Here is a 25,551-nt window from a genome sequence, read left to right as displayed (position 1 = left end):
CGCTTGTGAGCGGGCGCCGACCCGCTTACATAGACCTCAGAGTTTTCCAAGACGCCGCCCGAGCCGGAAAACGGTTCCGGGCGGCGTTTTCATAAGAGAGACCGATTTATGGTATCAGCAGCAGAACAAATGGCAGCCAACACAAGCTGGGCTGCCCTGGGCAAGGCCACCGATCTGCGCAACCGCATCCTGTTCACGCTGGGTTTGCTGATTGTCTATCGTCTGGGCACCTTTATTCCGGTGCCGGGGATCGACGGGCAGGCGCTGCGCGAGTTCATGGAGCAGGCGGGGCAGGGCATCGGTGGGATGGTTTCGATGTTCACCGGCGGGGCACTGGGGCGGATGGGTATCTTTGCCCTCGGCATCATGCCCTATATCTCGGCATCGATCATCGTGCAGCTGCTGACCTCGATGGTTCCCGCGCTCGAACAACTCAAGAAAGAGGGCGAGCAGGGCCGCAAGAAGATCAACCAATACACCCGTTTTGGCACCGTGGCTCTGGCCACCGTGCAGGCCTATGGCTTGGCGGTTTCGCTGGAATCGGGCGATTTGGCTACCGATCCGGGCCTGTATTTCCGCCTCTCCACGATGATCACGCTGGTGGGTGGCACCATGTTCCTGATGTGGCTGGGCGAACAAATCACCGCGCGCGGCATCGGCAACGGCATCTCGCTGATCATCTTCGTCGGTATCATCGCCGAGGTTCCGGCGGCGCTGGCGCAGTTCTTCGCCTCAGGCCGTAGCGGTGCGATCAGCCCGGCCGTGATCGTCGGCGTGATCGTGATGGTGATCGCTGTGATCACCTTCGTGGTGTTCATGGAGCGCGCGCTGCGCAAGATCCATATCCAGTACCCGCGCCGCAATGTCGGCATGAAGGTCTATGAAGGTGGCTCGAGCCACCTGCCGGTCAAGGTCAACCCTGCCGGCGTGATTCCGGCGATCTTCGCCAGCTCGCTGCTGCTGCTGCCGGTCACGATCTCGACCTTCTCGTCGGGCGCGGCGAACGGACCGATCATGTCGTGGCTGCTGGCCAATTTCGGACCGGGACAGCCGCTGTACCTGCTGTTCTTCGCTTCGATGATCGTATTCTTTGCGTATTTCTACACGTTCAACGTGTCGTTCAAACCGGATGACGTGGCGGACAACCTGAAAAAGCAGAACGGCTTTGTGCCCGGCATCCGTCCCGGCAAGAAGACCGCCGAGTATCTGGAATATGTGGTCAACCGCGTGCTGGTGCTGGGCTCGGCCTATCTGGCGGCGGTCTGCCTGCTGCCCGAGATCCTGCGCGGCCAGTTCGCCATTCCGTTCTATTTTGGTGGCACCTCAGTTCTGATCATCGTCTCTGTGACCATGGACACGATCCAACAAGTTCAGAGCCACCTGCTGGCGCATCAATACGAAGGGCTGATCGAAAAGTCCCAGTTGCGCGGCAAAGGCAAGAAACGCGGCAGGAAGGGACCCGCTCGTCGATGAATATCATTCTTCTGGGCCCCCCGGGGGCAGGCAAGGGTACGCAAGCACGCCACCTGGTTGAAACGCGGGGCATGATCCAGCTCAGCACCGGTGACATGCTGCGCGAGGCCCGCAGCTCGGGAACCGAGATGGGCAAGAAGGTGGCTGCGATCATGGACGCGGGCAAGCTTGTCACCGACGAGATCGTTATCGGCCTGATCGAAGAAAAGCTGACCACCGAAAAGGGCGCTGGATTCATCTTCGACGGCTTCCCGCGTACCTTGGCCCAAGCTGACGCCTTGTCCGCCCTGCTGGCCAAGCTGGGTCAGTCGCTGCACACCGTGATCGAAATGCGCGTGGATGACGATGCGTTGGTCAAGCGGATCACCGGCCGATTCTCCTGTGGCGATTGCGGCGAGGTCTATCACGACGAAACCAAGCCCACCGCGGTCGATGGGGAATGTGATAAATGTGGCGGTACCAACATGGTACGCCGAGCCGATGACAACGAAGACAGCCTGCGGACCCGGTTGATGGAGTACTACAAGAAGACATCTCCGTTGATCGGTTACTACTATGCCAAAGGTGATCTGCGCCCAGTGAATGGGCTGGCAGACATCAAGGAAGTCCGGGCCTCGATCGAGGCCATACTGGGCTGAGGCAGCAAGGGGCTTGACGCCAAGTCCAAAAGCCCATATCGACCCCCATCCCCTTGGGGAATCAACCGCGTGTGTGGGATTCGTCCCGCATGCCAAGACCACCTCGAATGATGCTGAACCCTCTGGCCACACTGCCACGGTTGGGCGTTGTGAAAAAAGGTTCTGGAATTACGGAACCGCAACGAAAGGAAAGTGACACGTGGCACGTATTGCCGGCGTAAACATCCCGACTGCAAAGCGGGTACCTATCGCCCTCACCTACATCACCGGAATCGGCAACACCTCGGCCAAGGCGATCTGCGAAGCCGTGGGCATCGACGAGAGCCGCCGGGTGAACGAACTGTCGGATGCCGAAGTTCTGGCCATCCGCGAGCACATCGACGCCAACTACACCGTCGAAGGCGACCTGCGTCGTGAAGTGCAGATGAACATCAAGCGCCTGATGGACCTGGGCTGCTATCGCGGTCTGCGTCACCGCCGCAACCTGCCGGTTCGCGGTCAGCGCACCCACACCAACGCTCGTACCCGCAAAGGCCCCGCAAAGCCGATCGCGGGCAAGAAGAAGTAAGGAGGGTCTGACCGATGGCACGTGACAAGACACGCGTAAAACGCAAAGAGCGCAAGAACATCGCATCGGGCGTCGCCCATGTGAACTCGACCTTCAACAACACCAAGATCCTGATCTCGGACGTGCAGGGCAACGCCATTTCGTGGTCGTCGGCCGGCACCATGGGCTTCAAGGGTTCGCGGAAGTCGACCCCCTACGCCGCGCAGATGGCCGCCGAAGACGCTGGCCGCAAGGCGCAGGAACATGGCGTCAAGACGCTGGAAGTCGAAGTTCAGGGCCCCGGTTCGGGCCGTGAATCGGCGCTGCGCGCGCTGGCTGCCGTGGGCTTCAACATCACGTCGATCCGCGACGTGACCCCGATTGCCCACAACGGCTGCCGCCCGCCGAAGCGCCGCCGCGTCTAAGCAATTTGGAATTGAGCTGGGGCTGTGTTTTCGCACGGCCCCAGCACGTCATTTTGAACCTCGGGCGTCTGCACCTTGTTGGTCATGGGGCGCAGACAGGAATGGAGGGATTACATGATCCACAAGAATTGGGCTGAATTGATCAAGCCGACCCAGCTTGACGGCAAGCCGGGCAATGATCCCGCGCGCCAGGCCACCATCGTCGCCGAACCGCTTGAACGCGGCTTTGGTCTGACCTTGGGCAACGCCTTGCGCCGCGTGCTGATGAGCTCGCTGCAAGGCGCGGCCATCACCAGCGTCCAGATCGACAACGTCCTGCACGAGTTCAGCTCGGTCGCAGGTGTGCGTGAAGACGTCACCGACATCATCCTGAACCTCAAGCAGGTCGCTCTGCGCATGGAAGTCGAAGGCCCCAAGCGCCTGTCGATCAATGCCAAAGGCCCCGCAGTCGTCACCGCAGGCGACATCAGCGAAAGCGCCGGCATCGAGGTTCTGAACCGCGATCACGTCATCTGCCACCTGGACGATGGCGCCGACCTGTTCATGGAACTGACCGTCAACACCGGAAAGGGCTATGTCTCGGCCGAGAAGAACAAGCCCGAAGACGCGCCTATCGGCCTGATCCCGATCGACGCGATCTATTCGCCGGTCAAGAAGGTCGCCTATGACGTTCAGCCGACCCGCGAAGGTCAGGTTCTGGACTATGACAAGCTGACCATGAAGATCGAAACCGACGGCTCGATCACGCCCGAGGATGCGCTGGCCTTCGCCGCCCGCATCCTGCAGGATCAGCTGTCGATCTTCGTCAACTTCGACGAGCCGGAATCGGCGGGCCGCCAGGACGAGGACGATGGTCTGGAGTTCAACCCGCTGCTGCTGAAGAAGGTGGACGAGCTGGAGCTGTCGGTCCGTTCGGCAAACTGCCTGAAGAACGACAACATCGTCTATATCGGCGATCTGATCCAGAAGACCGAAGCCGAGATGCTGCGCACCCCGAACTTCGGCCGCAAGTCGCTGAACGAGATCAAGGAAGTGCTGTCCGGAATGGGCCTGCACCTCGGCATGGATGTCGAGGATTGGCCGCCCGACAACATCGAAGATCTGGCCAAAAAATTCGAAGACGCGTTCTAAGCGCGTCTTCGCCAATGCCCGGGCTGCCGGGGACCGTATGGGCATTTCCGCCCCAAGGAGAGCCGGTGACACGCATCGCCGGCCAGACAAAGCAAAACGCGAAAGAAGGAATTGAAAAATGCGTCACGCACGTGGTTACCGCCGCCTGAACCGTACTCATGAGCACCGCAAGGCCCTGTTCTCGAACATGGCCGGCTCGCTGATCGAGCACGAACAGATCAAGACGACGCTGCCCAAGGCAAAAGAGCTGCGCCCGATCGTTGAAAAGCTGATCACTCTGGGCAAGCGCGGCGACCTGCACGCCCGCCGTCAGGCCGCAGCTCAGCTGAAGGAAGACAAGGACGTCGCCAAGCTGTTCGAGGTTCTGGGCCCGCGCTACAAGGACCGTCAGGGCGGCTACGTCCGTATCCTGAAGGCCGGCTTCCGCTATGGCGACATGGCGCCGATGGCGATCATCGAATTCGTCGATCGCGACGTCGATGCCAAGGGCGCGGCCGACAAGGCCCGCGTTGCTGCCGAAGAAGCGGCCGCTGACGAAGAATAAGACCCGGCTGAATGGCCGAACTCTTGACCCCTGTCCGGATCGTCCGGGCAGGGGTTTTTAATTGCTTTGCGGGCTTTGAAACGACCCTGCCGGCGGCGGAGCGCCACGCTCTATTGCATTCGCACGCCGCGCTCCGCATATCTTCGGCGGAGGAAGAACGGAGCTGTCATGATACGCACGATACTGGCTGTATGTCTGATGACACTGGCCACTCAGGCCGGCGCCGAGACGCGGGTTCCGCAATCGCAGGCCGAGATTTCGATGGGATTTGCCCCGGTGGTCAAAAAGGCGGCCCCGGCGGTGGTGAACATCTATGCCAAGATCGTCCGGCCCGGACGCCGCAGCCCGATTTTCGCAGACCCGTTCTTTCAGGACTTTTTCGGTGGCGGCTTCGGTACGCCGCGTCCACGGGTGCAGAACTCTCTGGGGTCGGGCGTTATCTTGACCGAGGATGGCTACGTCGTTTCGAACTACCACGTCGTCGGCACCGCGACCGAGATCCGGGTCGTCACAACGGATCGTCGTGAATTTCACGCCGAGGTCGTCCTGGGCGACGAGGAAAGCGACATCGCCATCCTGCGCCTGCTGGACGCGCAGGGCCTGCCCTTCCTGCGTCTGCGCGATTCGGATCAGGTCGAGGTTGGCGAGTTGGCTCTGGCCATCGGCAACCCGTTCGGCGTGGGGCAGACCGTGTCGTCGGGCATCATCTCGGGGCTGGCGCGGTCGGGAACTGCCACGGGCAATGCGCGGGGGTATTTCATTCAGACCGATGCGCCCATCAACCCGGGCAATTCCGGGGGCGCTCTGATCGACGTCAACGGAGATCTGATCGGCATCAACACCTCGATCCTCACGCGGTCGGGCGGGTCCAACGGCATCGGCTTTGCCATTCCGGCCAATCTGGTGGCGGAATTCCTGCGTCAGGCCAAGGCGGGCAACGCGGAATTCGTCAGCCCCTGGGCCGGCATGGCCGGTCAGGCCATGAGCGCCGACATCGCCGAATCGCTTGGGCTTTCGCTGCCGCAGGGCGTGGTGATCTCGGACCTCCATCCGCTCAGCCCGTTGGCCGAGGCGGGCTTGCGGGTCGGCGACATCGTCACGCATGTGGATGGTGAAGAGGTGAACTCGCCCGCCGAGATGAAGTTCCGCATGTCGGTGGCGGGTGTTGGTGGGACATCCGTTTTGACCCGGCTGCGCGGTGGGGACAGGAAAGATGTCAGTGTGGTGCTGATGGCTGCGCCCGAAACGCCTGCGGCCGAGGAAACTACCTTGACCGACCGCACGGTTCTGCCGGGGATGACGGTTGCGCGGATCAACCCGGCGCTGATTGTCAAGATGGGGCTGCCCCTGTCGCAAACTGGGGTGGTCGTGGTCGATCCCGGCCCCTACGGCGCGCGTGCCGGGCTGCGGCCCGGCGATGTCATCAATTCCGTGAACGGGCGACAGGCCGAACGCCCGCGCGACGTCGTTCGGGCGCTGCGCGACCCGGGCCGGCGGGTGCAGATCGATCTGGTGCGCGGCGGTAAGCCCGTGTCGTTGCGGTTCAGGCTCTGACGGCATGAGTGACCTGTTCGACACCGAAGGGCAGGCCTCCGAACCGGCCCCGAACCGCCCGCTGGCAGACCGGTTGCGGCCCCAGGCGCTGTCCGAGGTGATCGGGCAGCAACAGGTTCTGGGCCCCGAGGCGCCGCTGGGGGTGATGCTGGCGTCGGGCAGCCTGTCCAGCCTGATCTTCTGGGGGCCGCCGGGGGTGGGCAAAACTACCATCGCGCGGCTGCTGGCCAAAGAAACCGACCTGCATTTCGAACAGATCAGCGCGATCTTCACCGGCGTTCCCGACCTCAAGAAGGTGTTCGAGGCTGCCAAGTTGCGGCGGCGGAACGGCAAGGGGACGCTGTTGTTCGTGGACGAGATCCATCGTTTCAACAAGGCCCAGCAGGACGGGTTCCTGCCGCATATGGAGGACGGGACGATCCTTCTGGTGGGCGCGACCACCGAAAACCCATCGTTCGAGTTGAACGCCGCCGTACTCAGCCGCGCGCAGGTGCTAGTGCTGGAACGGCTGGGCCTGGCCGATCTGGAACGCCTGACGCAGCGTGCCGAAAAAGAGCTGGGCAAGGCGTTGCCTCTGACACCCGCAGCGCGGGACGCGCTGCAGGAAATGGCGGATGGAGACGGCCGGGCGCTGTTGAACCTGATCGAGCAAATCGCGGCCTGGTCGGTGGACGCGCCGCTGGACCCCGACGCGCTGGCCAAGCGCCTGATGCGTCGTGCCGCGAAATACGACAAGTCGGGGGACGAGCACTACAATCTGATCTCGGCGCTGCACAAATCGGTGCGCGGGTCCGACCCGGATGCGGCGCTGTACTGGTTCGCACGGATGCTGACCGGGGGCGAGGATCCGCGATACCTGGCCCGCCGCATCACCCGGATGGCGGTCGAGGATATCGGTCTGGCCGATCCGCAGGCCCAGTCGATCTGCCTGCATGCCTGGGAAGTGTACGAGCGGCTCGGGTCGCCCGAGGGTGAGTTGGCGCTGGCGCAGGCGGTCGTGTATCTGGCGCTGGCGCCCAAATCCAACGGGGCCTATGTGGGCTACAAGGCGGCGATGCGCCTGGCCAAGCAGTCGGGCAGCGAGCCGCCGCCCAAACACATCCTGAACGCGCCGACGGGATTGATGAAGGATCAGGGCTATGGCGCGGGCTATGCCTATGATCATGATGCCGAGGACGGGTTCTCGGGGCAGAACTACTTTCCCGAGACCATAAAGCGCCCGGTCCTGTACCAGCCGGTCGAACGCGGGTTCGAGCGCGAGTTGAAAAAGCGTCTGGACTACTTTTCGAAACTGCGCAGTCAACGCAACGGGTCGTGACGCAGGGTCAGTTCGGACCGTGCCGTCGCGTTTCGCGGGACACTCAAGGCGCGCCCGGGGTTCCCTAGGATTACATGCCGCTAGGGAGGAGCGCAGATGACCGTTTCCATCGACAAGACAGACGACGTGTGGACCATCATCCACGACCGGCCCCAGGCCAGAAACGCCGTAGATGCCGAACACGCGGCAGCCCTGGCCGAGGCCTTCATTGCCTTCGAGGATAGCGCGGCCAAGACGGCCGTGTTCTGGGGTAAAGGCGGCAATTTCTGCGCGGGCTGGGACCTCAAGATGGCAGCCACGCTGTCTGACCCGGACCTGCGCGAGCCCTATTTCGACAGGCACGCCTTTCCAATCGGGGCCGCGCCGTCGCTGCTGGGCCCGATGGGCCCATCGCGGCTGGAGCTGTCAAAGCCGGTCATTGGCGCGATCGAAGGCGCCGCTGTTGCCGGCGGCATGGAGTTGGCCCTTTGGTGCGACATCCGGGTGATGGCCGAGGACGCCTATATGGGCGTCTATTGCCGCCGCTGGGGGATCACGCTGATGGATGGCGGTTCGGTGCGGCTGCCGCGGCTGGTCGGGCAGGGCAAGGCACTCGAGATCGCGCTGACCGGGCGCACGGTCATGGCTGACGAGTGCGAACGGATCGGGCTGGCCGAGAAAATCGTGCCGCAGGGTGAAACCCGCATCGCGGCCGAAGCGATGGCGCACGAGATTGCCCGGTTCCCGCAGGAGGCCGTCCGCGCCGACCGCCGCTCGATCATCGAAACCCGGGGGATGCCGTTGCGCGAGGCGTTGAAGGTCGAATGGGCCAGCGGGCTGGACGCCATCCGCCGCGAGGGTACGTCCGGCGCGGCTCGGTTCCGCGATGGGGCGGGGCGGCACGGGGATTTCAACGATATCTGAGCGGCCTTGGCCCGCGAGCCCGTCAGCCTGCTTGACTCTTGCCTTGCGGCGCGCGACAGACGCGGATGTTTTCTGAGGCACTGACACGGGCGATTTTCCGGGCGCGCAGCATCCGGTCGCAAGGGGTATTGGCATGAGTGGCGTACAGATGATCACGGTCGAGCCGGGCGACGGCGACCAGCGGTTGGACCGCTGGTTGCGGCGCCTGTTCCCGCATGTCAGCCAGGGCCGGATCGAAAAGATGTGCCGCAAGGGTGAACTGCGCGTGGACGGCGGGCGGGTCAAGGGCTCGACCCGGCTGCAGGCGGGGCAGGTGGTGCGTGTGCCGCCCCTGCCGGACCCGGATCACAAACCTGCCCCGGCCCGCCCCCGCGTGACGGATGCCGATGCGAAAATGATCCAGGCCTGCGTGATCTACCGGGACGACCACGTGCTGGCGCTGAACAAGCCCCACGGCCTGCCCGTTCAGGGCGGCAGCGGCCAGGCCCGGCACGTGGACGGCCTCGCCGAAGCGTTACGCTTTGGCTATGACGAGAACCCACGGCTCGTGCATCGGCTCGACAAGGACACGTCGGGCGTGCTGCTGATGGCGCGCACGCGCGAAGCGGCCAAGGGCCTGACCGCGGCCTTCCGGCATCGCAACACACGCAAGATCTACTGGGCGCTGGTGGCTGGTGTGCCGACCCCGTATCTGGGCGAGATCAAGACCGGGCTGGTCAAGGCCCCCGGTCACGGCAAGCAGGGCGAAGGCGAAAAGATGATCGCCCTCCACCTGAACGAAATCGACAGTACGCCGGGCGCCAAACGGGCGCACACGCTTTATGCCACGCTGTATCGGGTGGCCAGCCGTGCATCATGGGTGGCGATGGAGCCCGTCACCGGCCGCACGCACCAGCTGCGCGCGCATATGGCGGCCATCGGGCACCCGATCATCGGTGACGGGAAATACGGCGGCTCGGGTCAGGAAAATCTGGGCGATGGCTGGGGCGCACAATTGGGTGGGGTCATCAGCAAAAAGTTGCATCTGCACGCCCGAACCGCGTCATTCAAGCATCCGATGACCGGCAAGCAGATCACGATCAACGCCCCGCTGCCGCCGCACATGAAAGACAGTTGGGACACCTTGGGCTGGACCGAGGATCTGGCCGTCGAGGACCCGTTCGAGGCGCTGCGATGACCGCGCCCCTGCGACTGGTTCTGTTCGATGTGGACGGGACGCTGGTGGACAGCCAGGCCAGCATCGTGTCGGCCATGACCGCCAGTTTCCAGGCGGTGTCGCTGCCGGTGCCGGATCGCGCCGCGATCCTGTCGATCGTGGGTCTTTCCCTGCCGGTTGCGATTGCGCGCCTCGTGCCCGAGCAGCCGCCGCGCATGCAGGCCCGGCTGGTCGATGGCTACAAGCAAGCCTACCACGCGCAGCGCCTTCAGCAGGGCGCCGCTGGCTCGCCCCTGTACCCCGGCGCCCGCGACGTCATCGATCGGCTGCACGCCACCCCCGAGATCCTGCTGGGCGTGGCCACGGGCAAGTCACAGCGCGGGCTGGACGCGCTGCTTGAGGCGCACGACCTCGGGCACGTTTTCGTCACCCGGCAGGTGGCCGACCATCACCCGTCGAAACCGCATCCCTCGATGATCGAAACGGCCCTGTCCGAGACTGGCGTCACACCTGCGGATGCGGTGATGATCGGCGACACGAGTTTCGACATGGAAATGGCGCAGGCGGCGCGCGTTCACGGGATCGGAGTGGCCTGGGGCTATCACGACCGGTCGCGTCTGGTGGCCGCGCGCAGGGTGATCGACAGTTTCGATCAACTGCCCGACGCGCTGACAGAATTCTGGGGACAAGAGCATGAGTGACTGGAAACCGAAACGCTTCTGGACATCAAGCGCCGTGGTCGCAGCCGATGACGGCTATGCCGTCGAGCTGGACGGGCGCCGTGTGAAGACGCCGGCCAAGGCGCCATTGGTGCTGCCCACCCGGGCCATGGCCGAAGCGGTCGCGCGGGAATGGGACGCGCAGGAAAAAGAAGTCGACCCCGCGACCATGCCCTTTACCCGCTCGGCCAATGCTGCGATCGACAAGGTGACGCATCAACATGCCGAGGTGGCCGACATGCTGGCCGACTATGGCGGCTCTGACCTGCTGTGCTACCGCGCCACCCATCCTCGGGAGCTGGCCGAGCGTCAGGCCGAACAATGGGACCCGGCGCTGGACTGGGCCGCCGAAACGTTGGGGGCGCGTCTGCAGACGGTTGCGGGCGTGGTGCATCAGCCGCAGCCTGCGGAAGCCGTAAACAGGTTGCGCAACATGGTGCACGCGCTGGACGCGTTCCGTCTGGCGGCCTTTCACGATCTGGTGAGCCTGTCGGGGTCGCTGATTCTGGGTTTTGCAGCTGCCCGGAATTGGCGCAAACCGGACGATATATGGCGCATTTCGCGGCTGGATGAATCGTGGCAGGCCGAGCAATGGGGCGACGACGCAGAAGCCGTTCAGGCCGCCGAGATCAAAAGGGCCGCCTTCCTGCACGCCAAAAAGTTCTACGATCTATCGGTCTGAGCCTTTTTGGTCCCGATTTGAGAGACTTGCCTACGCCGCCCGCTTGATCTCATCGATTTCCATGATCCGGCCCTTGACGTTTGTTTATGAATGCGCCCAAACTCGGGCGCACTAAAGGGGAGACACCTTTTGGGTAACCGGTCCGGCTACCTTGCGTGTCGGATAAAAGCCCGTCCCGGATCGGGGCGGGAAATCAGGAAGAGGTAAAAATGAAAAAATCCGTAATCTTGGGCGCGGCGACGATTGCTGGTCTGGCTGCTGGCGCGGCCGCGGCGGGAACCATGGACGATGTTAAGGCGCGCGGCAAGCTGAACTGCGGCGTGACCACCGGTCTGGTCGGTTTTGCGGCACCCGACGCTAACGGCGAATGGCAAGGCTTTGACGTGGCCGTCTGCCGCGCCGTTGCCGCCGCCGTCCTGGGCGATGCGAACGCTGTCGAATTCGTGCCCACCACCGGCAAGACCCGCTTTACCGCTCTGGCGTCGGGCGAGGTCGACATGCTGGCGCGCAACACCACCTGGACCTTCAGCCGCGACGTTGACCTGAAGTTCGAATTTGTCGGCGTCAACTACTATGACGGTCAGGGCTTCATGGTGCCCAAGTCGCTGGGCGTGAGCTCGGCCAAGGAACTGGACGGCGCAACCGTCTGCATCCAGACCGGCACCACCACCGAGCTGAACCTGGCGGATTTCTTCCGCTCGAACAACATCAGCTACGAGCCGGTGCCGATCGAAACCAACGCCGAAGCGCAGCAGCAGTACCTGGCCGGTGCCTGTGACGTGTACACCACCGACGCATCGGGCCTGGCCGCAACCCGCGCCACGTTCGAAAACCCCGGTGACCATGTCCTGCTGCCCGAAATCATCTCGAAAGAGCCGCTGGGCCCGCTGGTCCGTCACGGCGACAACGAGTGGGGCGACGTGGTTCGCTGGACCCTGAACGCGATGATCTCGGCCGAAGAGCTGGGCATCACCTCGGCCAATATCGATGAGATGGCAGCCGGCACCGAGAACCCGGAAATCAACCGCCTGCTGGGGAGCGAAGGCACCCTGGGCGAGATGCTGGGTCTGGACGCCCAGTGGGCCATGCGCGCGATCAAGGCGGGCGGCAACTATGGCGAAGTTTTTGCCAAGAACATCGGCGAAGACACCCCGATCGGTCTGGCACGCGGCCTGAACGCCCAGTGGACCGATGGTGGCCTGCTGTACTCGCCGCCGTTCCGTTAAGAAAACCGAGAAGGGCGCAGGGTTTCCTGCGCCCATTTCTCATAAATAGCTGCGGACAGCTCGGGAGCAGGGAATACCCTGCCAAATCAGAAGCATCCGCAAGCCACGGGGATCCCAAAACATGTCGACTATGACTGACCCACCGAAAGCTGATTTTCGGTTGTCGATGCTCATAAACGATACCCGCTATCGCTCTTTGACCTTCCAAGTGATTGCGGCCATCGTTATTGCGCTCAGCATCTGGTATCTTGGCAACAACCTGATCCAGAACCTCAGGGCTGCTGGCCTGAACATCTCATTTGCATTTCTAGGCGACCCGGCCGGTTACGACATCAACCAGCGCCTGGTCGAATATGACAGCCAGTCCTCACATGGACGCGCGGCGATCGTTGGTATCCTCAACACGCTGCTGGTTGCGTTTCTTGCCTGTGTCACGGCCACCATTTTCGGTGTGATCGCAGGTGTCCTGCGGTTGTCGAACAACTGGCTCGTCTCCAAGCTGATGGCGATCTATGTCGAGATCTTCCGGAACATTCCGGTTCTGATCTGGATCATCATCATCTTCACCATCATGACGGCAGTGCTGCCGGGGCCACGGGCGTTCCGGGGTGACAACCCGACCTCGAGCATGCTGTTCGACCTGTTCGCCTTCACGAACCGCGGTGTTTACATCCCGCGGCCGGAATTCAGCAACGGTCTTTTCAGCTCCACGATCTTGAACTGGCTTCTGGTGCTTGCGGGTCTGGTCGGCTCTTGGTTCGCGTCGCACGAAGTTGAAAAGCGTGCGACCCTCAAGCAGGAGCAAACCGGTGAACGTCCCAAGACCTTCCTGGTAAAACTGGCCGTGTGGTTGGTACCCTTCCTGACCCTGATGGTCCTGATGGGCTTGACCTGGGATGTGCCCGCGTTGAAAGGCTTCAACTTCAGCGGTGGCATCAAGGTGGGCGGTCCCTTGATCGCCTTGTGGTTCGCCCTGTCGATCTACACGGGGGCCTTCATCGCCGAGAACGTGCGCGCAGGCATCCAGGCAATTTCGAAAGGTCAGACCGAGGCTGCGGCCGCTTTGGGTCTTCGTCCGGGGCGCATCATGAAACTCGTGATCCTGCCCCAGGCGCTGCGGGTGATCATCCCGCCGTTGATCTCGCAATATCTGAACATCACCAAGAACTCGTCTCTGGCGATCGCCGTGGGCTATGCGGACATTACCGCCACCCTGGGTGGGATCTCGCTGAACCAGACCGGTCGTGCGATCGAATGTGTTCTGCTGCTGATGCTGTTCTATCTGACGGCTTCGCTGCTGATCTCGGCTGTGATGAACATCTACAACGCATCCGTCAAATTGAAGGAGCGCTGAGCCATGAGTGATCAAACCACCAACTCGATCGCATTCGTGGCCGAGGGGACGATTCCGCCTTCGCCGCCGCCGGCCAATGAAACCGGCGTGGTCAAATGGCTGCGCGAGAACCTTTTCTCGGGCGTAGGGAACACCATTCTGACCATTCTCTCCGTGCTGCTGATCTATGTTTTGCTGAAGAACACGCTGCCATGGATCTTCAACGGAGTTTGGAATGCGGATTCGCTTTCGCAGTGCCGTGAGATCCTGGACGGCAAGACCGGCGCGTGTTTCGCCGTTCTGACGGAGCGGTGGAACCAGTTGATCTACGGGTTCAAGTATCCCGTGGAAGCCTATTGGCGCCCGAACCTCGCGTTCGTGCTGATGCTGGTGGCCGCAGCGCCGGTTCTGTTCTTCGATCTGCCTCGAAAGATGCTTTTGTTCACTGCGGTTTACCCGTTTGTTGCCTTCTGGCTGATTTGGGGTGGCACCATTCTTGTCCCCTTGGTGGCGTTGTTGGGCTGCGTCGCAGCGGCGGTCGTTTTCCAGAAATACGGAAAAAACAGCTTTGCCGCCGGGTTCTTCGGTGGGATCGTCGTCGCGCTGATCGTCTGGAACGTCGGCGGCGCGCTGATCCCCGAAGATGCATCGGAAAATGCTTGGTTGACCGCTGTTCCCAGTCGCGACCTCGGCGGGTTCATGCTGAACCTTATGCTCGGGGTGACCTGTGTATCGCTGTCACTGCCCCTTGGCATCGCCTTGGCATTGGGCCGCCAGTCCGACATGCCTTTGATCAAGTGGGTCTGCGTCATTTTCATCGAGTTCATCCGGGGCGTGCCGCTGATCACGCTGCTGTTCGTGGCTTCGGTGATGCTGGCGTATTTCTTCCCGCCTGACAGCACGGTCGACCTGTTCCTGCGCGTGGTGATCATGATCACCATGTTCTCGGCTGCCTACATCGCCGAGGTGATCCGCGGCGGTCTGGCAGCGCTTCCTCGTGGACAGTACGAGGCCGCAGACAGTCTTGGCTTGGACTATGCCCAGGCGATGCGGTTGATCATCCTGCCGCAGGCGCTGAAGATCTCGATCCCGGGTATCGTGAACGTGGCCGTGGGCCTGTTCAAGGATACGACGCTGGTTTCGGTCATCTCGATGTTCGACCTCGTTGGCATGATCCGCGGCCCGATCCTGGCATCGACCGAGTGGAATGGCGTCTATTGGGAGCTTTTGGGCTTTGCCGCGCTTCTGTTTTTCGTCGTCTGCTACGGCATCTCTCAATATTCACAGTGGCTCGAGCGTCGCCTTGCCACCGATCACCGTTAAGGAGTTCAACACATGTCTGAACTTGCCATTGATCGCGAAATCGATCGTTCGAAAATGCAGGTGAGCGACGAAGTCGCCATCGAAATCAACAACATGAACAAGTGGTACGGGTCCTTCCACGTGCTGCGCGACATCAATCTGACCGTCAATCAGGGCGAGCGGATCGTGATCGCGGGGCCGTCGGGTTCGGGCAAATCGACCCTGATCCGCTGCATCAACGCGCTGGAAGAGCATCAGGCCGGCAAGATCGTGGTGGACGGGATCGAGCTGACCAGCGACCTCAAGAACATCGACAAGATCCGCTCCGAGGTCGGGATGGTGTTCCAGCACTTCAACCTGTTCCCGCATCTGACGGTTCTGGAAAACTGCACGTTGGCCCCGATCTGGGTGCGCAAGACGCCCAAGAAAGAGGCCGAAGAACGCGCTATGCACTTCCTGGAAAAGGTGAAAATTCCGGATCAGGCCAACAAGTATCCCGGCCAACTGTCAGGTGGTCAGCAACAGCGTGTGGCGATTGCGCGAAGCCTGTGCATGATGCCGCGGATCATGTTGTTCGACGAGCCGACCTCGGCCCTTGACCCCGAGATGATCAAAGAGGTGCTCGACACCATGATCGAGCTGGCCGAGGAAGGCATGACCATGCTTTGCGTGACGCACGAGATGGGCTTTGCGCGTCAGGTGGCGAACCGCGTGATCTTCATGGATGCCGGCCAGATCGTCGAACAGAATGAACCCGAAGAGTTCTTCAACAACCCGCAGAGCGAACGCACCAAGCTGTTCCTCAGCCAGATCCTGGGGCACTGACGCGGGCTGAAAGGCAACAGCAAAGGGCGGGGGCATCCCGCCCTTTTTTATTCCGTCAACTCGCGCGGGATGACGAAACCCCTCACCGTGCCGCTGCGCCAGTTCACATCCCGCCAATCGTCGATGTCAAAGCGGACCACGGTTGTGGCGCCGGTCGGGTAGTCGAAGAACCGGCCGTGCATCGGGGCCTCTTCCACAATGGCGCCTGCAAACACGGCGATTCCCGGATTGTGCCCCAACATCAGCACGGTTTCCCCGGTTGCCGAAGACAGAAGAAGGAACATCCGATCCGGCGAAGCATGGTATAGCTCGTCGGTAAAGGTCAGCTTTTCCGCCTCGAGCCCCATCCGCTCCCAGGTTTCGCGGGTGCGAACGGATGAGGAGCAGAGCAACTCGTCCGGCAACCATCCCTTTTCCTTCAGCCAGGCCCCGATTGCCGCCGCCGATTTTCGGCCCCGCTTGTTCAGCGGGCGTGCATGGTCGCTCAGGCCTGGGTTGTCCCAGCTGGACTTGGCGTGGCGGGTCAGGATCAATGTGCGGGGCATGGTGGATGAAACGCCTGCATGTGGTGGGCCGATTGCTCGGGGTCTCTCCCGGCGCCTGCGCTGAGGGGGCAAGCCAGCCGGGCGGCGCAGCCTCCGGTCATGCAGGACCGCCCCTCGGCAGTGTCCAAATAACCGTGGCAGGCCTCAACATCATAGAACGTCGTGGCGTTCAGCGCCTTCACCGGGCAAGCGGTGGCGCAGGGGGCAGGACAGGTCAGGCAAGGCGAAGGGGCCGTCGCCTCGGGGATCGAAAATTCTTCTGCGAAATGCAGCGCGCCCCGATACGAGATCATCATGCCCACCGTATCATGCACCATTGCACCGACGGGGCTAAGAAAGGCGCGACCAGATTTCAGTGCCCAGTCGATGAATGGCATGTAGGGCGGTCCGCCGAACGGGAAATGCGCCTCTGCCCCGAGGCTCTCGGCCATCGCGCTGACAACGCGGGTTGACCAGCGATCGACCGGGTCAGGGTCGCCGTCGCGCCATTCGGGCGCGGCCTTGAGCGCAGGCCAGAACGCCCCGGCAGCGCCCAAAAGGATCAGGGTACCGCCGTCGAGCCCCTTGGCACCGCTCAGGCGCGGATGCTGGGCGCCCATCACGATCAGCCCGTGTTCGTGCGCCGCCTTTTCAACCTCGTCATAGATCATTTCTTGCGAAACGGCAGCGATAGGCTCCAGCCCAGTCTTGTCGGGCGGTCGTCCTGCCATTCGAGACCGATGGTCATGCCGTCATGCCCCTTTCCGGGCTGCGCCACATAGGTTCCCATCCAGCGGTCCCAGATCGACAGGGCAAACCCATAATTGCTGTCGTGTTCCTCCCTCAGCCGCGAATGGTGCACCCGGTGCATGTCGGGCGTTACCAGCAGCCTACGCAAGACCGCATCCAGAGCAAGAGGGAGTTTCAGGTTCGAGTGGTTGAACATTGCCGTGCCATTCAAAAGGACTTCGAACAGTACCACGGCCAGTGCACTGGGCCCCAGCAGGTAGACGAGGCCGATCTTGAGCAGCATCGACAGCGCGATTTCCACCGGATGGAACCGGACCGCCGTGGTCACGTCCATGTCGCGGTCCGCGTGGTGGACCCGGTGCAGGCGCCACAGGATCGGCACCTTGTGCGTGACCAGGTGCTGCGCCCAGATGGCAAAGTCGAGGATAAGAATGGACAGCGCCACCTCGACCCATGCAGGCCAAGAGAGATGGTTGAACAGGCCCCAGCCCTTTTGGCCCGCATCCAGCGCCGCACCGACCGCCAGCAGCGGCAAGCCGAACGCCATGAGCCGCAGCGCGACGGTGTTGAGGATCGTGATCGACAGGTTGGTGGCCCATCTTTTCGGTCGCCCGTATTGGCGCGGACGGCGCGGCAAAAGCGCCTCGGCACAGGCAAAGATGATAAACAGCCCCAGGAAAACGCCCAGGCGAATGGTGGCTTCGTGCTCCATACATTCACAATTGGGCATGCGATTGAGAATCACAAGCCCAGTTGCGCCAAGAAGCCGTCAGTCGGGACGGATCAGCGAGCCGGCGCCATGTTCGGTGAACAGCTCCAGCAGCACGGCGTTGGGCGCGCGGCCATCCAGGATCACCACGGCGCGGACCCCGCTGTGCAGCGCGTCCAGCGCGGTTTCTGTCTTGGGGATCATGCCGCCGGCGATTGTGCCTTCGCGGGTCATCTCACGGATCTGGCCCGCTTTCAACTCGGTCACGACCTCTCCTGCGGCGTTCTTGACGCCGGACACGTCCGTCAGTAGCAACAGGCGATCGGCCTTGAGCGCCGAGGCAATCGCCCCGGCGGCTGTATCGCCGTTCACGTTGAACGTCTCGCCATTGCGGCCCGCCCCCAGCGGGGCGATCACCGGGATCACGTCATGCGAGAACAGGTCGTGCAGGATCTTGGGATTCATCTCGGCGGGTGTGCCCACATATCCCAACGAGGCATCGGTCTGGTCGCAGATCATCAGGTTGGCATCCTTGCCGGAAAGGCCGACGGCCATGCCGCCCTGATCGTTGATCGCCTGCACGATGCGCTTGTTCACCACGCCGGACAGCACCATTTCGACCACTTCCACCGTGGCGGCATCGGTGACGCGCTTGCCGTTCACGAACTCGGACTGGATGTCGAGCTTGTCCAGCATCGCGTTGATCATCGGCCCGCCGCCATGCACGATCACCGGGTTCACGCCGACCTGACGCATCAGCACCACGTCGCGGGCAAAGCTTTCCATCGCTTCGTCGCTGCCCATGGCGTGCCCGCCCAGCTTGATCACGACGATTGCCCCGTCATAACGCTGCAGATAGGGCAGGGCGCTGTTGAGCGTGGCGGCGGTGGCTATCCAATCCCGGTTCATGTCCTGTTTCTTCATGGCTGTCGTCCCTCTGGCCTTCTCTGTTAGGGCCTTTGGCCGGACCTGCCAAGCCCGGAACGGGCAGGCCGCAGGTTTTGTTGCGTGGCGCGCCAATAGGGGGACGCTGTCGCGCCACGCAACCGGGCAACGCCACGCGGCGCCGCCTGAACCGGTCAGTTGAATGCGCGCCGTACCGCAGGTATGTTGTTGACGACCAGCAGGTCGACGGCCAGCGCCGCAAGCGGCGTCAGCCCAACCAGCGGGAAGGCCATGGCCGTGAACAGCCCGATCAACACCGCGCCCTTCCACACGGGCATCTCGGTCGGCATCGGCGGCGCCGCCAGACGACTGGCCCCGGAGGGCCGCCGCTTGATCCACAAGACCACGCCGGACACGCAGACAAAGATCACGGCAGGCAGACCACCACGTTCAGCACAAAATTCCACAGGCCCGCCAGACCCATATGCAGCGGAATGCCGAACGCCATGGCCTTGCCCATCAGCGGGTAGTCCCGGTACCGCACATCGGCCAGGATCTTGCCGGTGTACTGGTCGACATTTGCGGTGCGGTCCCTGGTGGCGTTGGTAGAATCGCCGCTCATGCTGGGGCGGTTCAGGGTCCACACGCCCATGTCGCCCTTGGGATAGGCGACGCGGAACCGGTTCTGCATGCCCACGGACTCACCCAGCGCGACCATCGCATCGATATTGAGCGGAACGCCCGTCGGTATCCCAGCCACGCCCGCTTCCGAGCCCGAGGCCGGCATCGGCGTCTGTTCCAGCGCCCGGGGCACGTCGTTCTGGCCGCCGTGGTTCATGCTGGCATGCGGATCGTCCGACAGTGGGACGTTGTCCCATTTCTCGGCCGGAAAGCTGCTCCAGGCCTGCACGAACTTGCCGCCCCAGATCCCGGCCCACGACATGCCCGAGATGAGGAACCCGACCAGCAGCAGCGACATTCAGAACCCGGCGACCGCGTGCAGCGATTTCCACAAGGCCCGGCCCCACGCCCGCAGGTCAGGCACCAGGGCCGCCACAACGTTTCCGCGGGGCCACCACCTGTAAAGGCCGGTGAACGCCAGCAGCAGCGCCATCCCGGCCGCGATTTCCAGAATCCGGTCGCCGGTATCGCCCATCAGTAGGGTCGAGTGGATGTTGCCGGCCGGATCGTACCACCCCGCGCGACGGTCCCAGACCTGGATCACCTCGCGGGAATACTGGTCGATGGCCACCATGCGCTGACCGGTCTCGGCCTTGACGCGAAACACGGTTGCCAGATCCGGCGCCTTGGGGCCGATCCATTCGACCACGCGGCCCGGCACGCGGGCCTGAACCATATCGGCCAGTTCGGATGCGGGCATCGCCTGGCCCTTGATCTCGAGTGCGATTTTTTCTCCGTCGCGACCATCGGCTTGGGTAATGAACATCATAATCAGGCCGGTCAGCGGCAGGATGATCAGGAAGGGGACAACAAAAAGCCCCGCATAGAAGTGCCACCGCCAGGCGGCCAGGTAGAATTTTTGCGCCTGTTCGCGCCGGCTCGCCTGAGCGCCACCGGTTTGGCCGTCTTGTACCATTTCAGTCTCCAGAAATTCGGAACATCGCCGGCCGGGCGGCTGAGGTTTCAAGTCTTGTTCTCGGTCTCAAGAGAGGTGGGGCGGACCCGGGGCATCGTACCGGGTGTGGAACCCGGCGCTGCGATGGGTGAAATCCACATGCGCCCAACGCGCGGCAATCGGCCAGTCGGCCGGCAGCACCGCTCCCACTTCGGGCAATTGGGTTGCCAGATTCACCCCGCCATAGGGCAGGCGCTGCGTTCGTCGGTTTCGTCGTGGTCCGGGGCGTCCTCGCCCGGGTTGATCCAGCGCTCGACCGGACCGTCGCCGGTGCAGATCACCATCAGAATTGCCCCGTCCGAGTTGCGCGTGGGCATCCAGCCCATCGGGATTGCACCGGGTACCATCACAGCAACCAGCGTCAGCACCGATATGACGCGCAGCAGCATCATTCCAGATTGGCGATGATCGAACGCAGCGTCGGGATGCCGTCGCCCTTCTCGGACGAGGTCAGCACGATCTCGGGATAGGCGGCGGGGTGTTTGGACAGGGTGCCGCGCACCTGGGCCAGAACCTTTTCGCGGTCCTTGGCCTTGACCTTGTCGGCCTTGGTCATCACGCATTGAAAGGTCACGGCGCTGGTGTCCAGCAGCTTCATGATCTCGTCATCCACGGGCTTCACTCCGTGGCGGGAATCAATCAGTACGAAGGCCCGGCGCAGGGTCTGCCGCCCGCTCAGATACTGTTTCAGAAGGCGCTGCCACTTCTCGACCACCTTGACCGGAGCGTTGGCATAGCCATAGCCGGGCAGGTCAACCAGATACAGGTCGGGGCCCTGGGTGAAGAAGTTGATCTCTTGCGTGCGGCCCGGCGTGTTCGAGGCGCGGGCCAACCCCTTGGTGCCGGTCAGGGCGTTGATCAGGCTGGACTTGCCCACGTTCGACCGGCCGGCGAAACAGACCTCGATCCGGTCGGGGGCGGGAAGGCCGTTCATCGCCACGACGCCCTTGACGAATTCGGACGGCCCGGCAAACAGCTTGCGGCCTTTTTCCAACGCGAATGCGTCGGGCTCGGGGGCCAAAGGGAAAGGCAATGTATTCATAGGACCTGCACCTCGTCTCCGCGCCGGATCGTGCCACCGCGGATCACAGTCGCATAGACGCCGAAATCCTGGTGGTCCCAACTGCGTAGCGCGCCCAGCGTGTCGGCGTCGCGCTGGCCGGTCTCGGGGTTGGCAGTGGTTGCCAGGCAGCGGGTGATCCGCTCCTTGACGTGAAAAACGGCATCACCGATCCGGACCTCGCGATCCAGCCAGTCGAATTCTTCCCACAGAGGAAGGCCGTCGAACCAGATATTGCCCCGCCAGCGGCAGATCGACAGCTTGCGGCCCAGTCTTTGCTCGACCGCGCGGTGCGAGGCCATGTTGCAAAGGCTGATCGACGGGTAGTCGCTGTCGGTCATGCCCCGCCCCGGAACTCGGACGATCCGGGCCGAGGCCGCGCGGTCGGCGGGCATGAGCGGGCGGACCCAATCTAGAAACAGATCCTGCTGGGTGTCTGGGTGGAAGGTCAGATCTGGCCGATCCGGGTGGCTGAGTGTCACGCGATCCCCGTCCAGAACGGCCGAGATCGCCATCAGGCGGGGTGCCTTCGAACCGCGGCTGAAATTTGCGCAGGGCGCCCATTCGGATCCGTCGGCCTCGGACATTTCATGCGCCACCGCCCAAACACGATCCCCGGGCATGGTCTGCCCGGGGATGAGGGTGACTTCGGGCAGGGTTTCCCTGCCGTGGCTCTTGATCGGGTGCCGCCAGATTTCGGTGACCGCCCCCGTCATTTGCCGTCCGTTTTCGGTGTTCGCTTGAAGCCGGACTTGATGTTGCCAAACACGTCAGGCTTGTAGCCCTGGCTGCGCATGATCAGGTACTGCTGGGTAAACGTGATCGTGTTGTTCGCGATCCAGTAAATCACCAGCCCGCTGGCGAAGCTGCCCAGCATGAACATGAAGACCCAAGGCATCCAGGCAAAGATCATGGCCTGGGTCGGATCGGTGGGCGCCGGGTTCAGCTTTTGCTGCAGCCACATCGAGATCCCCAGCAACAGCGGCAGGATCCCGATGAAGATGGTCGCCATCAGGGTTCCCGGCTCGGGACCGGCCCAGGGCAGCAGCCCAAACAGGTTCATGATCGAGGTCGGGTCCGGCGCGCTCAGATCGCGGAACGGGCCGAACCAGGGCGCGTGGCGCAATTCGATGGTGACGAAAATCACCTTGTACAGCGAGAAGAAGATCGGAATTTGCAGCAGTATCGGCAGACAGCCGGCAGCCGGGTTGACCTTTTCCTTCTTGTACAGCTCCATCATGCCCTGCTGCATCTTTTGGCGGTCGTCGCCAGCGGCCTCTTTGAGGGCTTCCATCTGCGGCTGAAGCTCTTTCATTTTGGCCATCGAGACATAGGACTTGAAGGCCAGCGGGAACAGAATCGCCTTGATGATCAGAGTAAGCCCGATGATCGACCAACCCATGTTGCCGATCAGGGCGTTGATGTTGTGCAGCAGCCAGAAGATCGGCTTGGTCAGGAAGAAGAACCAGCCCCAATCGATGCTGTCGATGAATTTCTGAACGCCCTGCGCCTGATATTCGCGGATGGTTTCCCATTCCTTCGCCCCCGCAAACAGCCGGGTGGTAACCTGGGAGGTTTCGCCGGGTGCGACCGTCAAGGTCGGCAGTACTGTTTCGGTCTGATAGATCTTGCGGCGGGCGTCGTATTTCGCGGCGGCCTTGAAGGCCGAGCCCGGCTCGGGGATCAGTGTGGTCATCCAGTAGTGATCGGTAAAGCCGATCCAGCCGTTTTCCTTCACCTGATAGACCTCAGCCTGGGCGCGTTCGTTCGGGTCGATGTCGAATTCTCGGACATCCCCATAATCGACTTCGGACAACGTCCCGTCGGCCATGCCAATGACGCCTTCGTGCAGGATGAAGAAATTCTTCAATCCCGGAAGATCGCCATCCTCGCCCATGCCATGCCGGGCAAGGATGCCATACGGCGCCATGCCGACCTCGGTCTGGCTCGCGTTCTCAACCGACTGGGTCACCGTGAACATATAGTCTTCGTCCACCGCGATCGTGCGACGGAAGGTCAGGCCCTTGCCGTTGTTCCAGACCAAAGTGACCGGGCTGTCCACGCCCAGCGTTTCGCCACTCTCAATTTCCCACAAGGTATTCGGGCCGGGCACGTCGGCCCCAGCAAGTCCGGCGCCGGGGGCCCAACCATACAGCGCGTAATATGCGGATTCCGATCCGACCGGCGACAGAAGTTCGACGATGGGCGCGTCTTCTTCGAGCGAGACCTTGTAATCCTTCAGAAACAGCTCATCGATCCGACCACCCGAAAGCGAAAGACTGCCCGTCAGGCGCGGGGTGTCGATCTCGAGCCGCGGCGCGTTGGACTCGGGGGCCGCTTCAGCGGCTTCCGAGGTGGTCTCGCCAATGGTCGAAGGCCCGGCGGCGCTCGGTGTTTGGAGCCCGTCACCATCGGTCGCACTGATCTCGGTTCGGTCAAGGTTCGTGGCGGGTTCCGGCGGAGGGAACAGCACGAACCACACGAGGATCACGAGAAAGCTGAGCGCGGTTGCGAGGATGAGATTCTTGTTCTGATCGTCCATCGGGGACAGCCACCTTGAGCAGTGAAAGACACCGCAGGGTTCAACAGAGTGCAGCCCGAAAGGTCAAGCGGAATCGCCGCTGTTTGCCCGTTGCAGCGGCAATGCAGGCGGCGATTTCAGGATTCTCCTCCCATTTTCCGTCCGATCGCGGGCGCTCCCTTGAGGCTGTTGCGGTGGTTGGTGATCCACCGCACGGTCTCTTCCCAGGGCATCGGTTTGGCAATTCCATAGCCCTGAACATGGTGGCAGCCCAACTGCGCCATCAGCGCATACTCGCCGGGGGTCTCGACGCCCTCGGCCAAAGTTTCCAGGTTCAGGCGTTCGGCCATCGTCAGTATCGCGCCGACGAGCTGTTGCTGTTCAGGGTCCTTGTCGGCGTTGGTGACAAAGGACCGGTCGATCTTGATGCGGTTCACGTTGAAACGTTTGATCGACGCGAAGGCCGCATGCCCGGTGCCAAAGTCATCCAGATCGATATGGCAGCCCATGGCGGACATCTGCGCCACGTTGCGCGCAATGATATCGTCGGGATGCCGAGCGAACACTGTCTCGAGAACTTCGACAGCCAGCCGCTCCGGGGTCAGGTCGTACTGGTCCAGTTCCCATTTGAGGCGGTCGATCAGCTTGGGGTCGCGCAGTTCCTCCGACGAAAAGTTGATGCCGATTCTGGGCACCACCGCCCCCGCGCGATCCCAATCGCGCATGGCCGAAAAGGCCTGGTGTCGAATGGCCTGGCCAAGCATTCCCATCAGGTTGGCCTGCTCTGCGAAAGGCAGGAAGACCTGCGGGCGCAGTACCCCTTTGGTGGGGTGATTCCAGCGCGCCAGAGCCTCGAAACCGGTTACGTCCCCCGTATCGGTCGAAACCTGTGGCTGGAAACAAGGCTGGATTTCGCCGTTGTCCAGCGCCGCCTCAAGCTCTTTGCGGAGATTGACATGGATCAGAGACCGGCGCCGGGTCTCGGTGGAAAAGGCCCGGATCGTCGACGGCCCGTTGCGCTGCGCTTCGGACAGCGCGGCCTGTGCGGCCTCGATCCAGTCGGATGCCGGTCCATCGGGAACCATTGACTGCAGGCAGAACCCGATCGAGCAGGACAGGTAGACGCTGACGCTGTTGAGCGGAACGGGTTCCTCGACAACGCTCTGAATGCGGCCCGATGCCTGAATGCAAGCCTCGAGCCCGAGCTGCGTGGAGGGGTGCATGCCAATCAGGAACGTATTTCGGGAAATGCGGGTCGCGACGTCCTGACTGCGTATGACCGATAGAACCCGGTCGCCGAATCGCTGTGCGATGAAATCGGCGGCGGCGGAACCGTGCAGGTCCTGAAGGTCGTCGAACTGATCCACGGCGACGACCAGACAGGCGGCATCGCACCCGGTCTCCCGCGCCGCCACGTGCATCTGCTCCAGCCGGGTTCGGAACGCGTCGTTGGAAACCAGGCCCGAGATATGCTGGCCGTTCGGCAAGGTATTGTCAGTCAGGCGCAGGGCGATCAGAAAGGCCAAGGGCAGGCCCAGGGCCGCGACGATCAGCGCGGTTTCTCCACCCAGCCAGAATGCGGCGAGGCTGAGTGCGGGAACGAATGCCAGCCCCTGCGGAATCGAGAGAACGGTCAGCAGCGCTTGCCGGATCTGTCTGAAGAAAGTATGGGTCCGCATCGGGTTTCGGC

26 protein-coding genes and 1 pseudogene are annotated in these 25,551 nt (G+C 62.5%); 16 read left to right on the top strand and 11 right to left on the bottom strand.

The genetic code is table 11. The annotated features are described in order from the left end of the window. Positions 1-108 precede the first annotated feature (108 nt). The 16 genes from secY to AC2FNS_RS15160 all read left to right on the top strand — a co-directional run bounded on the left by secY (position 109) and on the right by AC2FNS_RS15160 (position 15,776). Complete coding sequence (secY, locus tag AC2FNS_RS15235) at positions 109-1,473, top strand: preprotein translocase subunit SecY (RefSeq protein ID WP_149775089.1); 1,365 nt, start codon at positions 109-111, stop codon at positions 1,471-1,473. Next, on the top strand, positions 1,470-2,111 hold the full coding sequence (locus AC2FNS_RS15230; RefSeq protein ID WP_496686668.1) for an adenylate kinase: 642 nt from the start codon (positions 1,470-1,472) through the stop codon (positions 2,109-2,111). Before secY ends, AC2FNS_RS15230 begins: the two co-directional genes overlap by 4 nt. A gap of 199 nt (positions 2,112-2,310) precedes the next feature. Continuing rightward, a complete protein-coding gene (rpsM, locus tag AC2FNS_RS15225) occupies positions 2,311-2,679 on the top strand; it encodes a 30S ribosomal protein S13 (RefSeq protein ID WP_068344877.1) in 369 nt (122 codons plus the stop codon). A 14-nt stretch (positions 2,680-2,693) separates the two neighbouring features. Next, positions 2,694-3,083: a 30S ribosomal protein S11 gene (gene rpsK, locus AC2FNS_RS15220; protein ID WP_068344878.1), complete on the top strand. Its 390-nt coding sequence runs from the start codon at positions 2,694-2,696 to the stop codon at positions 3,081-3,083. Between the two features lie 114 nt (positions 3,084-3,197). After that, positions 3,198-4,214, top strand: a complete 1,017-nt coding sequence (locus AC2FNS_RS15215) for a DNA-directed RNA polymerase subunit alpha (protein ID WP_149775087.1) — start codon at positions 3,198-3,200, stop codon at positions 4,212-4,214. Between the two features lie 118 nt (positions 4,215-4,332). Continuing rightward, complete coding sequence (gene rplQ, locus AC2FNS_RS15210; RefSeq protein ID WP_496679187.1) at positions 4,333-4,758, top strand: 50S ribosomal protein L17; 426 nt, start codon at positions 4,333-4,335, stop codon at positions 4,756-4,758. 168 nt (positions 4,759-4,926) lie between these two features. Further along, the gene (locus tag AC2FNS_RS15205; RefSeq protein ID WP_496712289.1) at positions 4,927-6,312 is read left to right on the top strand and encodes a trypsin-like peptidase domain-containing protein; all 1,386 of its coding nucleotides are present in this window, start codon (positions 4,927-4,929) and stop codon (positions 6,310-6,312) included. 4 nt (positions 6,313-6,316) lie between these two features. Continuing rightward, positions 6,317-7,630: a replication-associated recombination protein A gene (locus tag AC2FNS_RS15200; RefSeq protein WP_496712288.1), complete on the top strand. Its 1,314-nt coding sequence runs from the start codon at positions 6,317-6,319 to the stop codon at positions 7,628-7,630. 96 nt (positions 7,631-7,726) lie between these two features. Then, positions 7,727-8,533, top strand: a complete 807-nt coding sequence (locus AC2FNS_RS15195) for a crotonase/enoyl-CoA hydratase family protein (protein WP_496712286.1) — start codon at positions 7,727-7,729, stop codon at positions 8,531-8,533. 133 nt (positions 8,534-8,666) lie between these two features. After that, positions 8,667-9,710 (top strand): RluA family pseudouridine synthase, encoded by a 1,044-nt coding sequence (locus AC2FNS_RS15190; protein ID WP_496712285.1) that lies wholly within the window; start codon positions 8,667-8,669, stop codon positions 9,708-9,710. After that, positions 9,707-10,390 (top strand): HAD-IA family hydrolase, encoded by a 684-nt coding sequence (locus AC2FNS_RS15185; RefSeq protein ID WP_496712284.1) that lies wholly within the window; start codon positions 9,707-9,709, stop codon positions 10,388-10,390. Before AC2FNS_RS15190 ends, AC2FNS_RS15185 begins: the two co-directional genes overlap by 4 nt. Continuing rightward, positions 10,383-11,090 (top strand): ATP12 family chaperone protein, encoded by a 708-nt coding sequence (locus AC2FNS_RS15180; RefSeq protein ID WP_496712283.1) that lies wholly within the window; start codon positions 10,383-10,385, stop codon positions 11,088-11,090. Before AC2FNS_RS15185 ends, AC2FNS_RS15180 begins: the two co-directional genes overlap by 8 nt. 209 nt (positions 11,091-11,299) lie before the next feature. Further along, positions 11,300-12,316 (top strand): amino acid ABC transporter substrate-binding protein, encoded by a 1,017-nt coding sequence (locus tag AC2FNS_RS15175; RefSeq protein WP_496679175.1) that lies wholly within the window; start codon positions 11,300-11,302, stop codon positions 12,314-12,316. A gap of 121 nt (positions 12,317-12,437) precedes the next feature. Continuing rightward, positions 12,438-13,670, top strand: a complete 1,233-nt coding sequence (locus AC2FNS_RS15170; RefSeq protein WP_496679174.1) for an amino acid ABC transporter permease — start codon at positions 12,438-12,440, stop codon at positions 13,668-13,670. A 3-nt stretch (positions 13,671-13,673) separates the two neighbouring features. After that, positions 13,674-14,972 (top strand): amino acid ABC transporter permease, encoded by a 1,299-nt coding sequence (locus AC2FNS_RS15165; RefSeq protein ID WP_496679172.1) that lies wholly within the window; start codon positions 13,674-13,676, stop codon positions 14,970-14,972. Between the two features lie 12 nt (positions 14,973-14,984). After that, entirely contained in the window at positions 14,985-15,776 is a 792-nt protein-coding gene (locus tag AC2FNS_RS15160) for an amino acid ABC transporter ATP-binding protein (protein ID WP_496679171.1), read from the top strand. A 47-nt stretch (positions 15,777-15,823) separates the two neighbouring features. Here AC2FNS_RS15160 and AC2FNS_RS15155 read toward each other — a convergent pair whose 3' ends face one another. From AC2FNS_RS15155 to AC2FNS_RS15105, 11 genes and pseudogenes are all read right to left on the bottom strand, one after another. Beyond that, complete coding sequence (locus AC2FNS_RS15155; protein WP_496712282.1) at positions 15,824-16,321, bottom strand: SixA phosphatase family protein; 498 nt, start codon at positions 16,319-16,321, stop codon at positions 15,824-15,826. Further along, positions 16,306-16,971 (bottom strand): ferredoxin, encoded by a 666-nt coding sequence (locus AC2FNS_RS15150; RefSeq protein ID WP_496797043.1) that lies wholly within the window; start codon positions 16,969-16,971, stop codon positions 16,306-16,308. Before AC2FNS_RS15150 ends, AC2FNS_RS15155 begins: the two co-directional genes overlap by 16 nt. After that, the gene (locus tag AC2FNS_RS15145) at positions 16,968-17,762 is read right to left on the bottom strand and encodes a sterol desaturase family protein (protein WP_496679165.1); all 795 of its coding nucleotides are present in this window, start codon (positions 17,760-17,762) and stop codon (positions 16,968-16,970) included. The genes AC2FNS_RS15150 and AC2FNS_RS15145 overlap by 4 nt, the downstream gene beginning before the upstream one ends. Positions 17,763-17,819: 57 nt before the next feature. Continuing rightward, complete coding sequence (argB, locus tag AC2FNS_RS15140) at positions 17,820-18,683, bottom strand: acetylglutamate kinase (RefSeq protein WP_496686689.1); 864 nt, start codon at positions 18,681-18,683, stop codon at positions 17,820-17,822. Between the two features lie 155 nt (positions 18,684-18,838). Beyond that, positions 18,839-20,241 (bottom strand): annotated as a pseudogene (locus tag AC2FNS_RS15135) (PepSY-associated TM helix domain-containing protein). 66 nt (positions 20,242-20,307) lie between these two features. Continuing rightward, on the bottom strand, positions 20,308-20,457 hold the full coding sequence (locus tag AC2FNS_RS15130; RefSeq protein ID WP_496712279.1) for a hypothetical protein: 150 nt from the start codon (positions 20,455-20,457) through the stop codon (positions 20,308-20,310). Next, entirely contained in the window at positions 20,454-20,669 is a 216-nt protein-coding gene (locus tag AC2FNS_RS15125; RefSeq protein WP_496795346.1) for a hypothetical protein, read from the bottom strand. Before AC2FNS_RS15125 ends, AC2FNS_RS15130 begins: the two co-directional genes overlap by 4 nt. Beyond that, on the bottom strand, positions 20,669-21,322 hold the full coding sequence (yihA, locus tag AC2FNS_RS15120; RefSeq protein ID WP_496712276.1) for a ribosome biogenesis GTP-binding protein YihA/YsxC: 654 nt from the start codon (positions 21,320-21,322) through the stop codon (positions 20,669-20,671). The genes AC2FNS_RS15125 and yihA overlap by 1 nt, the downstream gene beginning before the upstream one ends. Then, positions 21,319-22,056 (bottom strand): MOSC domain-containing protein, encoded by a 738-nt coding sequence (locus AC2FNS_RS15115; protein ID WP_496712275.1) that lies wholly within the window; start codon positions 22,054-22,056, stop codon positions 21,319-21,321. Before AC2FNS_RS15115 ends, yihA begins: the two co-directional genes overlap by 4 nt. Further along, complete coding sequence (gene yidC / locus AC2FNS_RS15110; RefSeq protein WP_496679156.1) at positions 22,053-23,882, bottom strand: membrane protein insertase YidC; 1,830 nt, start codon at positions 23,880-23,882, stop codon at positions 22,053-22,055. The genes AC2FNS_RS15115 and yidC overlap by 4 nt, the downstream gene beginning before the upstream one ends. Positions 23,883-23,998: 116 nt before the next feature. After that, the gene (locus AC2FNS_RS15105; RefSeq protein ID WP_496712274.1) at positions 23,999-25,540 is read right to left on the bottom strand and encodes a putative bifunctional diguanylate cyclase/phosphodiesterase; all 1,542 of its coding nucleotides are present in this window, start codon (positions 25,538-25,540) and stop codon (positions 23,999-24,001) included. Positions 25,541-25,551: the final 11 nt, after the last annotated feature.

It is taken from the genome of Ruegeria sp. BHSA191 (assembly GCF_059613325.1).
Note: the sequence above shows the minus strand (reverse complement) of the source record. Positions and strands in the feature narration are given on the sequence as shown.

What these genes read in the sequence shown, in the direction of transcription:
- AC2FNS_RS15155 (WP_496712282.1), bottom strand. Translation starts at nt 16,321, where the DNA reads ATGCCCCGCACATTGATCCTGACCCGCCACGCCAAGTCCAGCTGGGAC.
- AC2FNS_RS15145 (WP_496679165.1), bottom strand. Translation starts at nt 17,762, where the DNA reads ATGGAGCACGAAGCCACCATTCGCCTGGGCGTTTTCCTGGGGCTGTTT.
- yihA (WP_496712276.1), bottom strand. Translation starts at nt 21,322, where the DNA reads ATGAATACATTGCCTTTCCCTTTGGCCCCCGAGCCCGACGCATTCGCG.
- AC2FNS_RS15190 (WP_496712285.1), top strand. Translation starts at nt 8,667, where the DNA reads ATGAGTGGCGTACAGATGATCACGGTCGAGCCGGGCGACGGCGACCAG.
- rplQ (WP_496679187.1), top strand. Translation starts at nt 4,333, where the DNA reads ATGCGTCACGCACGTGGTTACCGCCGCCTGAACCGTACTCATGAGCAC.
- AC2FNS_RS15195 (WP_496712286.1), top strand. Translation starts at nt 7,727, where the DNA reads ATGACCGTTTCCATCGACAAGACAGACGACGTGTGGACCATCATCCAC.
- AC2FNS_RS15180 (WP_496712283.1), top strand. Translation starts at nt 10,383, where the DNA reads ATGAGTGACTGGAAACCGAAACGCTTCTGGACATCAAGCGCCGTGGTC.
- AC2FNS_RS15160 (WP_496679171.1), top strand. Translation starts at nt 14,985, where the DNA reads ATGTCTGAACTTGCCATTGATCGCGAAATCGATCGTTCGAAAATGCAG.
- AC2FNS_RS15165 (WP_496679172.1), top strand. Translation starts at nt 13,674, where the DNA reads ATGAGTGATCAAACCACCAACTCGATCGCATTCGTGGCCGAGGGGACG.
- argB (WP_496686689.1), bottom strand. Translation starts at nt 18,683, where the DNA reads ATGAAGAAACAGGACATGAACCGGGATTGGATAGCCACCGCCGCCACG.
- AC2FNS_RS15115 (WP_496712275.1), bottom strand. Translation starts at nt 22,056, where the DNA reads ATGACGGGGGCGGTCACCGAAATCTGGCGGCACCCGATCAAGAGCCAC.
- AC2FNS_RS15185 (WP_496712284.1), top strand. Translation starts at nt 9,707, where the DNA reads ATGACCGCGCCCCTGCGACTGGTTCTGTTCGATGTGGACGGGACGCTG.
- AC2FNS_RS15105 (WP_496712274.1), bottom strand. Translation starts at nt 25,540, where the DNA reads ATGCGGACCCATACTTTCTTCAGACAGATCCGGCAAGCGCTGCTGACC.
- AC2FNS_RS15125 (WP_496795346.1), bottom strand. Translation starts at nt 20,669, where the DNA reads ATGCTGCTGCGCGTCATATCGGTGCTGACGCTGGTTGCTGTGATGGTA.
- AC2FNS_RS15175 (WP_496679175.1), top strand. Translation starts at nt 11,300, where the DNA reads ATGAAAAAATCCGTAATCTTGGGCGCGGCGACGATTGCTGGTCTGGCT.
- AC2FNS_RS15200 (WP_496712288.1), top strand. Translation starts at nt 6,317, where the DNA reads ATGAGTGACCTGTTCGACACCGAAGGGCAGGCCTCCGAACCGGCCCCG.
- AC2FNS_RS15150 (WP_496797043.1), bottom strand. Translation starts at nt 16,971, where the DNA reads ATGATCTATGACGAGGTTGAAAAGGCGGCGCACGAACACGGGCTGATC.
- secY (WP_149775089.1), top strand. Translation starts at nt 109, where the DNA reads ATGGTATCAGCAGCAGAACAAATGGCAGCCAACACAAGCTGGGCTGCC.
- AC2FNS_RS15230 (WP_496686668.1), top strand. Translation starts at nt 1,470, where the DNA reads ATGAATATCATTCTTCTGGGCCCCCCGGGGGCAGGCAAGGGTACGCAA.
- AC2FNS_RS15215 (WP_149775087.1), top strand. Translation starts at nt 3,198, where the DNA reads ATGATCCACAAGAATTGGGCTGAATTGATCAAGCCGACCCAGCTTGAC.
- AC2FNS_RS15205 (WP_496712289.1), top strand. Translation starts at nt 4,927, where the DNA reads ATGATACGCACGATACTGGCTGTATGTCTGATGACACTGGCCACTCAG.
- yidC (WP_496679156.1), bottom strand. Translation starts at nt 23,882, where the DNA reads ATGGACGATCAGAACAAGAATCTCATCCTCGCAACCGCGCTCAGCTTT.
- rpsK (WP_068344878.1), top strand. Translation starts at nt 2,694, where the DNA reads ATGGCACGTGACAAGACACGCGTAAAACGCAAAGAGCGCAAGAACATC.
- AC2FNS_RS15170 (WP_496679174.1), top strand. Translation starts at nt 12,438, where the DNA reads ATGTCGACTATGACTGACCCACCGAAAGCTGATTTTCGGTTGTCGATG.